Below are 8,045 nucleotides of genomic sequence, written 5' to 3' on the forward strand. Positions count from 1 at the left end.
TATAATCCGGAGCCCTTGATCCTCTGGATCCTCACGCTCGGCAGTGGCCTTTTCAAGACCACGGCAGGATGAGAGGGAACGGCGGATTGACTAAAAGCCGAACTCTGTTTAGAATTCGGCCTCTTTTGCTAGTCGTCACACGCTATAGCTGGCGCGTCGGCTAAGTGTGACAATCAAAACTGTACAGAAATACGGAATCGAATCATGAAACGTACTTTTCAACCGTCCAACCTGAAGCGCAAGCGCTCTCACGGTTTCCGCGCCCGCATGGCAACTGCCAACGGTCGTAAAGTTCTGGCCGCTCGTCGTGCCAAGGGTCGTGCCCGCCTGGTAGTCTAATGCCTACCCAGCACACCTTCTCTCGGGAGTTACGTCTGTTAACTCCCGAACACTTCAAACGCGTTTTCGCCGAGCCTGTCCGGGCCGCCTCTCCGCAGATAACCCTTCTCGCTTCTCCCAATTCGCTCGAACACCCTCGTCTTGGTCTCGCTGTGCCCAAAAAAGCACTCAAGCGTGCCGTTTGGCGTAATCGTGTCAAACGGGTGGTTCGGGAAAGTTTCCGCCTCAAACAACATCAGCTGCCCGCTATCGACATCGTGGTGATCGCCAAGGCCGGTGTGAAAGAGATGGATAACGAGGAACTGTTCAAGTTACTGGAAAAGCTATGGCGCACCCTGTCACGCCGTTGCAATGGGTAGCTATCAAACTGATACGCCTGTATCAGCTAATCATTAGCCCTCTGCTCGGGCCGCGCTGCCGTTTTACCCCAACTTGTTCCCAATTTGCGATAGAAGCCATCCGACTTCACGGTTTCATAAAAGGCGTTTGGTTAGCCAGCAAACGTCTATTAAAATGCCATCCCTTATCCGAGGGTGGTTATGACCCGGTTCCGCAACCAAAGCGAAGAAACTGAAAACTATGGAATCACAACGCAATCTACTCCTGATCGGTTTGCTGTTCGTGAGCTTTCTGCTCTGGCAACAGTGGGAGTCCGACAAGGCTCCGAAGCCGGCCCCGACTACCGTGGCCCAAACCGAACATTTCGTACCTGAAGCCGGTCAGACCGGTGATATTCCTCAGGTTTCCGAGCAAGCCAATGCGACTGCCGCACGCAAGCTGATCACCGTCTCCTCTGACGTGCTCAAGCTGACCCTGGATACCCAGGGTGGCGACATCGTGTCTGCCGAACTGCTGTCTCACAAACTGGAAGAGGGCAAGGACCAACCGTTCGTGCTGCTGACCAGCAAGCCTGAGCACCTCTATATCGCCCAGAGCGGTCTGGTGGGTCGCAATGGTCCGGACAGTCAGGCCGAAGGTCGTCCTACCTATGAAGCCGCCCAGACCAGCTATCAGCTGGCCGATGGTCAGGATCAAGTCGTCGTTCCGATGACCTGGACCGACAGCAAGGGCGTGGTCTTCACCAAGGAGTTCATCCTCAAGCGTGGCGACTATGCCGTTGGCGTTGATTACAAGATCGACAACAAATCTGCCGAGCCGGTTCAGGTGCAGTTCTATGGTCAGCTGAAGCAGACCGTAGCAACGCCGAAGGATCAGGAAGGTCATGCCATGGTAGCCAGCGCTTACCGTGGTGGTGCCTTCTCCACTGAAGATACCCGCTACAAGAAGTACACCTTCGACGAGATGAAGGATGCCGACCTGAACAAGACCACCAAGGGTGGTTGGGTCGCCATGCTGCAACACTACTTCGTCTCTGCCTGGGCTCCGAATGCCGACGATACCAACAGCTTCTACAGCCGCGTGATCCCGGGTAAAGGCCAGGCCATCATCGGTTACAAGGCGCCGATGGTTGACGTGGCTGCCGGTCAACAGGCCGAAGTGACCAGCAAACTGTGGGTTGGCCCCAAGCTGCAAGACCAGATGGCCAAGGTGGCTAACCACCTCGACCTGACCGTCGACTACGGCTGGCTGTGGTTCATCGCCCAACCGCTGCACTGGCTGCTGACCGTGTTCCACGGTTTCGTCCAGAACTGGGGTCTGGCCATCATCATGCTGACCCTGCTGGTGCGCGGCATCATGTTCCCGCTGACCAAGGCCCAGTACACCTCCATGGCCAAGATGCGCATGCTGCAACCCAAGATTGCGGCCCTGCGCGAGCGCTTCGGCGATGACCGCCAGAAGATGTCTCAGGGCATGATGGAGCTGTACAAGAAGGAGAAGGTCAACCCGCTGGGTGGCTGCCTGCCGATCCTGGTTCAGATGCCGATCTTCATCGCCCTCTACTGGGCACTGATGGAGTCTGTTGAACTGCGTCACGCGCCGTTTGCCCTGTGGATCACTGACCTGTCAGTGAAGGACCCCTTCTTCGTGCTGCCAATCCTCATGGGTGCCTCCATGTGGTATCTGCAGAAGATGAGCCCGACCACCGTAACCGACCCGATGCAGCAGAAAGTGATGCAGTTCATGCCGATCATCTTCACTTTCATGTTCCTCTGGTTCCCGGCTGGCCTGACTCTCTACTGGCTGGTGAGCAACGTCATCTCCATCATCCAGCAGACCATCATCTATCGTCAGCTGGAGAAGAAAGGACTGCATTCACGCAGCTAATCTTCCCGTGATGACAAAAGAGGCGGCCTTCGGGCCGCCTTTTTTATTACAATGTCTCCCACTACGTTTTCCTATCAGCGAACAAACGAGCCAAGCAAGATGACAACAGATACGATCGTGGCCCAGGCCACCGCGCCAGGCCGTGGTGGCGTCGGCATAGTCCGGGTCTCCGGCCCCGCCGCCGAACAGGTCGCCGGGATAGTGCTCGGCAAGCTCCCGCGGGTGCGCTACGCCGAATATCTGCCGTTCAAGGATGAGCAAGGCCAGGTACTGGATCAGGGCATCGCCCTGCTGTTCAAAGCCCCCAACAGCTTCACCGGCGAGGATGTGCTGGAGCTGCAGGGCCACGGCGGCCCCGTCATCATGGACATGCTGATCCGCCGCATTCTGAAAATCGATGGCATCCGCCCTGCCCGCCCCGGCGAGTTCAGCGAGCGCGCCTTCATCAACGACAAGCTGGATCTGGCCCAGGCCGAAGCCATCGCTGACCTTATTGAAGCCTCCAGCGAACAGGCCGCCCGCAGCGCCATGCACTCCCTGCAGGGGCAGTTCTCCAGCAAAATCCAGCAACTGGTGGAGAGCCTGATCCGGCTGCGCATCTATGTGGAAGCGGCCATCGACTTCCCGGACGAGGAGATCGACTTCCTCTCCGATGGCAAGGTGGCGGGCGACCTCTATAGCATCATGTCCGAGCTGGACGATGTCCGCGGGGAAGCCAAACAGGGCGCTCTGCTGCGGGAAGGGATGAAGGTGGTGATCGCCGGTCGTCCCAACGCCGGCAAATCGAGCCTGCTCAACGCTCTGGCGGGCCGTGAGTCGGCCATCGTCACCGAGATCGCTGGCACCACCCGCGATGTGCTGCGCGAACACATCCATCTCGATGGCATGCCGCTGCACATCATCGACACCGCCGGTCTGCGCGACACTCAGGACAAGGTGGAGCAGATCGGTATCGAACGCGCCTGGGCCGAGATTGAACAGGCCGATCGGGTGCTGTTTATGGTGGATGGCACCACCACAGATGCGGTTGACCCGCGGGAGATCTGGCCGGAATTTGTTGATCGGTTGCCAAAAAACATCGGCCTCACCGTCATTCGCAACAAGGCAGACCTGACCGGCGAGGATCTGGCACCGAGCCAGGAGCAGGGCCACGCCGTCTACCGCATCTCCGCCAAAACCGAACTGGGGCTGCCCGCCCTGCGCGAACACCTGAAAGCCTGCATGGGCTTCCAGGGCAACACCGAGGGGGGCTTTATGGCCCGCCGCCGCCATCTGGATGCACTGGAGCGCGCCGCCGAGCGCCTGCTGGTGGCCAAGGAGCAGCTAGAAGTGTTCGTGGCCGGCGAGCTGGTGGCCGAAGAGTTGCGCCTGGCGCAGGAGTCCCTCTCCGAGATCACCGGCGAATTCAGCTCCGACGATCTGCTGGGCCGCATCTTCTCCAGCTTCTGCATCGGCAAGTAAGCCGGTTCGGCAGACAACAAAAAGCCCGGGTTCGTCCCGGGCTTTTTATTGTGCGTTTTTTGTCCGCAAACCTAGAGGCGGCGCAGGCACCACATGAAGTAAGCGCCCCCTAATAGGGTGGAGACCAGCCCGACCGGCACCTCCTGCGGGAAGAGGATCTGCTGGCCGACCCAGTCCGCCGATACCATCAACAGGGCGCCGGAAGCGGCGGCCCCAAGCAGGTGCCAGCGAGCCCGCACCAGCCCCATCAGCTTGGCCATATGCGGTGCCAACAGACCGACGAACGAGAGCGGCCCGACCACCAGGGTGGCGCTGGCGGTGAGCACGGCCACCAGCAGCAAGATGGCGAGCTGGGCACGGTTGAGGCGAATGCCGAGTGCGGTGGCTACCGCCGCCCCCATCGGCAGCAGATCGAGCCAACGGCTCACCAGCAGGCAGGCGGCCAGCATCAACAGCGCCAGCCCCACCAGCCCATAGGCCACCGGCAGGGTGACGTAATAGGTGGAGCCGGACATCCAGGAGAGCAGTTGCTGCACCCGCATGTCACCGTTGGCCAGCGCAATGGCCTGCAGCGGCTCAAACAGTGCCGTGATGGCGATGCCGGAGAGCAGGATCCGTTCCGGCTGGAAGCCGTGCTTGCGATTGACCAGCACCAGCAGCAACAGGCAGCCGAAGGCACCGAGAAGGCCACCCAGCAGCATTATGGGCAACGGCAAAGCTGGCTGCAGTAAGGCTGTCGCTATCACCCCCATAAAGGTGCCGCCGCTCACCCCCAGCAGCTCCGGGCTCGCCATAGAATTGTTGCTGACCCGCTGCAACAGGGTGCCCGCCAGCGCCAGCAGCACACCAGCCGCCCCCGCCGCCAGAGTGCGCGGCAACCGCCACTCCAGTTGGGCCTGCCAGCGCAGCCAGCTTGGCCAGCTCCAGCCCGTCATCCCCTGTCCAACCAGCAGGGAGGCGACCATGGCCAGCATCAGCCCGACCAGCAACAGGCCGACAAGGCGAGCCGGTGCCGGATGGCGGGCCACCGGCAGAGCGGCGTTTGCCTTCGGCGTACCCGACTTGATGCCAAGGCGCGGGATCAGCCAGAGCAGCAGTGGCGCCCCCAGCATGGCGGTCATTGCGCCGGTGGGGATCAATACCGGCCAGAAGCGGCTCAGACTCTGCAGCAGCAGATCGGTCGCCGCCAGCAGCAGGGCGCCGAGGATCGGAGCCCACAGCAGTCGCTGGCCGAGCTGGCGGATCCCGAGCAGCCGCACCATGGCGGGGGCGGCCAGCCCGATAAAGCCGATCAGCCCCACCACGCTCACCACGCAAGCGGTGACAAACACCGCCAGCCCCAGTCCGGCAAAACGCAGATGCTGCAGGGATACCCCCAGACTGCGGGCGCTGGCATCATCCAGCTCCAGCACCGCCAGCGGGCGTACCAGTACCGAAGCCAGCGCAGCAGCTGCCAGCAGGCGGGGCAATAGGTAACTCACCCCGCTCCAGCTGTTCTGCACTAGCGAGCCACTGCCCCACACCAGCAAGCCTTTCAGCTCCTCCTGAAAGAACAGCAAGAGCCCCATGCTGATGGCCGCCAGATAGAGGTTGATCACCAGCCCGGCAAAGACGATGACCACCGGATTGAGCTGGCGACGCCAGGCCAGGGCAAACACCAGTGCCATCGCAAGGCTACCGCCGGCCATGGCGATCCACTCCCGCCCCAGCAGCAGCCAGGAGGGGGCAAACAGGGTCACCATCATCAACGCCAGTTGGGCACCGGAGGCCACCCCCAAGGTGGTCGGTGACGCGAGCGGGTTGCGCAGCACCTGCTGCATCAGGGTGCCTGCCAGCCCGAGCGCCGCCCCGGCCAGCAGGGTGACAACCAGGCGGGGTAGCCAGCTGAAATGCACCACCGCTTGGCTGACGTCATTCAGATTGGGGGCGAACAGGCTCTGCCACCAGAGCGCACCGGGCAGCTGGCGAGCCAGCTCCCAATACGCGAGCAAGAGGGTCAACCCCAGCAGGATCGAGACCGGCCGCAGCAGCGGCGATGTGAGCAGTCGCTTCATCGGCTAGCCTCCATACGCTCGACATCTTGCAGCAATGCATCGCTGAGCAGACCGGCGAAACGGCGGGCGGCCAATACGCCGCCAAAACTCCAGACCGCAGGCAGATGCAGCACGGGCGCCTGCCGTACCAGCGGCAGATGCTGCCACAGCCCAGGCTCCTGCAGCCGTTCGCTCACTCCGACCGGGATGGGATCGACCACCACCAGCCGCGCGGTTGGCAAGGTCATAAACTGCTCGATGCTGACCACCGAGAAACCCCAGTCATTGGTCTGCTCCTGCCAGCCATTACGCAGCCCGAGCCGCGTCATCACCGCATCGAACAGGCTGTGGCGACCAAACACCCGCACATGGCGCTCATCGATAAACTGCACCACCAGCAGGGGCGGCAGATCCGCAGGCAATCTGGCCTGCATGCTGGCGAGATCACGATCCAGCCCGGCCAGCAGCCGTTCGCCCTCGGCGGTTTTGCCCACCATGCGGGCGAGGGTCAGGGTCACCTCGTGCAGTCTCTGCCACAGATCGGTTTGCCCATCATAGAGGGCGATGGTGCTCACCGGCGCGATGCGGGAAAGAGTTGGCGCCAGCGGGGCCGCCAGCGGCGAGATGAGGATGCGATCGGGTTTGAGCTCCGCCAGCAGCTCACGGTTGGGCTGGGTGCGCAGGCCGATATCCACCACTCCGGCAGGTAGCCGTGGCTCGCCGACCCATGCCTGATAGGGGCCTGCATCCCCAACGGCCAGCGGCGTCACCCCGAGCGCCAGCAGGGTCTCGGCTATGGTCCAGTCGACGGTGGCGATACGGGGTAGCGGCGCAGAGGCGATCGGGGATGTGTCGGCCTGCGCCGCTAGTGGCAGCAGCAGGCTGATAAGGCAGGGTGCCATCTTCTTCAATAAACGGTTCAAGAGAGCCCCCGGTCAGACGATGGCGATGGGATGAGCATGAGCCGGATGGCGAATGACCTCCATCGGGATGCCATAGATGGCGTTCAGGGTCTCGCTGGTCATGATCCCCTCCGGTTCGCCGTGGGTGAGCAGGCGGCCGGAGTGGAGCGCCACCAACCGATCACAGAAGCGGGAGGCCATATTGATGTCGTGAATGACGATGATGACCCCAAGGTTTAGCTGACGGCTCAACTGCTTGACCAGCGTCAGCACCTCCACCTGATGGGCCACATCCAGCGCGGCCAGCGGCTCGTCCAGCAGGATGAAGCGGCTCTCCTGCGCCAGCAGCATCGCCAGCCAGACCCTGCCCCGCTCGCCGCCGGAGAGGGTATCCACCAGCCGATCGGCAAAGCGTTCGGTATGGGTAAGGGCGATGGCCCGATCGACCTGACGGTGATCCTCCGCCCCCATCCGGCCCAACAGGCCGCGCCAGGGATAGCGGCCCATCTCCACCAGCTCCCGCCCGAGCAGATTCTCGGCGCTCGGCAGATGCTGGGGCAGATAGGCCACCTGACGGGCAAACTCCCGGTTGCCCCAGTCGGGTAGCGGCTTGCCATCGAACAGGATCTCTCCATCACTCAAGGGTTGCTGGCGTGCCAGCAGCTTGAGCAGGGTCGATTTACCCGACCCATTGTGGCCGATGAGGCCATAGACCTGTCCCTGCTCGAAACGCAGGTCGGTGGGGTGCAGCAACGTGCGGTCATTGACCGTGAAGCTGGCTGATTTCATCTCGAACATAAGCAATTCCTGTGCTGGCTTGCCGCCAGTCTCATCGGTGCCGGCATCAAGCTGGCACCTCGCAATCCAGATGGGCAATCGCATCACGGCTCACTGCGGCGCGGCGCGCCCCGGTCAGTTCGGTGAGCTGGCCCTGACGCATCTCCAGCAGGCGATCGGCCAGCGGGAAATAGTGATCATCGTGACTGATAGCAATTACCGTCTTGCCCATCTCCTTGAGGCGCGGCAACAGCAGCTGATAGAAGATGCGGCGGAACTGGGGATCCTGATCCGCGGCCCACTCGTC

Annotated in this window: 8 protein-coding genes and 1 pseudogene; 5 read left to right on the forward strand and 4 right to left on the reverse strand. The window is 61.9% G+C overall.

The window, feature by feature from the left end:
• The first annotated feature begins 204 nt into the window (after window positions 1–204).
• The 5 genes from rpmH to mnmE all read left to right on the forward strand — a co-directional run bounded on the left by rpmH (window position 205) and on the right by mnmE (window position 4,026).
• Window positions 205–339: a 50S ribosomal protein L34 gene (rpmH, locus tag G5253_RS19085; RefSeq protein WP_005307156.1), complete on the forward strand. Its 135-nt coding sequence runs from the start codon at window positions 205–207 to the stop codon at window positions 337–339.
• On the forward strand, window positions 339–698 hold the full coding sequence (gene rnpA / locus G5253_RS19090; protein WP_005342318.1) for a ribonuclease P protein component: 360 nt from the start codon (window positions 339–341) through the stop codon (window positions 696–698). Before rpmH ends, rnpA begins: the two co-directional genes overlap by 1 nt.
• Complete coding sequence (gene yidD / locus G5253_RS19095; protein WP_075116235.1) at window positions 665–913, forward strand: membrane protein insertion efficiency factor YidD; 249 nt, start codon at window positions 665–667, stop codon at window positions 911–913. The genes rnpA and yidD overlap by 34 nt, the downstream gene beginning before the upstream one ends.
• 5 nt (window positions 914–918) lie before the next feature.
• Complete coding sequence (yidC, locus tag G5253_RS19100) at window positions 919–2,565, forward strand: membrane protein insertase YidC (RefSeq protein WP_088868083.1); 1,647 nt, start codon at window positions 919–921, stop codon at window positions 2,563–2,565.
• 99 nt (window positions 2,566–2,664) lie between these two features.
• The gene (gene mnmE / locus G5253_RS19105) at window positions 2,665–4,026 is read left to right on the forward strand and encodes a tRNA uridine-5-carboxymethylaminomethyl(34) synthesis GTPase MnmE (protein WP_106844446.1); all 1,362 of its coding nucleotides are present in this window, start codon (window positions 2,665–2,667) and stop codon (window positions 4,024–4,026) included.
• A 71-nt stretch (window positions 4,027–4,097) separates the two neighbouring features.
• Here the strand turns inward: mnmE and fhuB are convergent, their stop codons facing one another.
• From fhuB to G5253_RS19125, 4 genes and pseudogenes are all read right to left on the reverse strand, one after another.
• Window positions 4,098–6,080, reverse strand: coding sequence for a Fe(3+)-hydroxamate ABC transporter permease FhuB (gene fhuB / locus G5253_RS19110; protein WP_421204037.1), 1,983 nt, complete (start codon window positions 6,078–6,080; stop codon window positions 4,098–4,100).
• Window positions 6,077–6,961 (reverse strand): ABC transporter substrate-binding protein, encoded by an 885-nt coding sequence (locus tag G5253_RS19115; RefSeq protein WP_216963988.1) that lies wholly within the window; start codon window positions 6,959–6,961, stop codon window positions 6,077–6,079. The genes fhuB and G5253_RS19115 overlap by 4 nt, the downstream gene beginning before the upstream one ends.
• Before the next feature lie 33 nt (window positions 6,962–6,994).
• Entirely contained in the window at window positions 6,995–7,759 is a 765-nt protein-coding gene (locus G5253_RS19120; protein ID WP_362771798.1) for an ATP-binding cassette domain-containing protein, read from the reverse strand.
• Window positions 7,760–7,805: 46 nt separating this feature from the next.
• Window positions 7,806–8,045: pseudogene (locus G5253_RS19125) on the reverse strand (multidrug ABC transporter permease/ATP-binding protein); the annotation flags it as partial.

Origin of the sequence: Aeromonas sp. 602658 (assembly GCF_049173005.1) — a bacterium.
GTDB classification, from domain to species: Bacteria; Pseudomonadota; Gammaproteobacteria; order Enterobacterales; family Aeromonadaceae; genus Aeromonas; species Aeromonas veronii_A.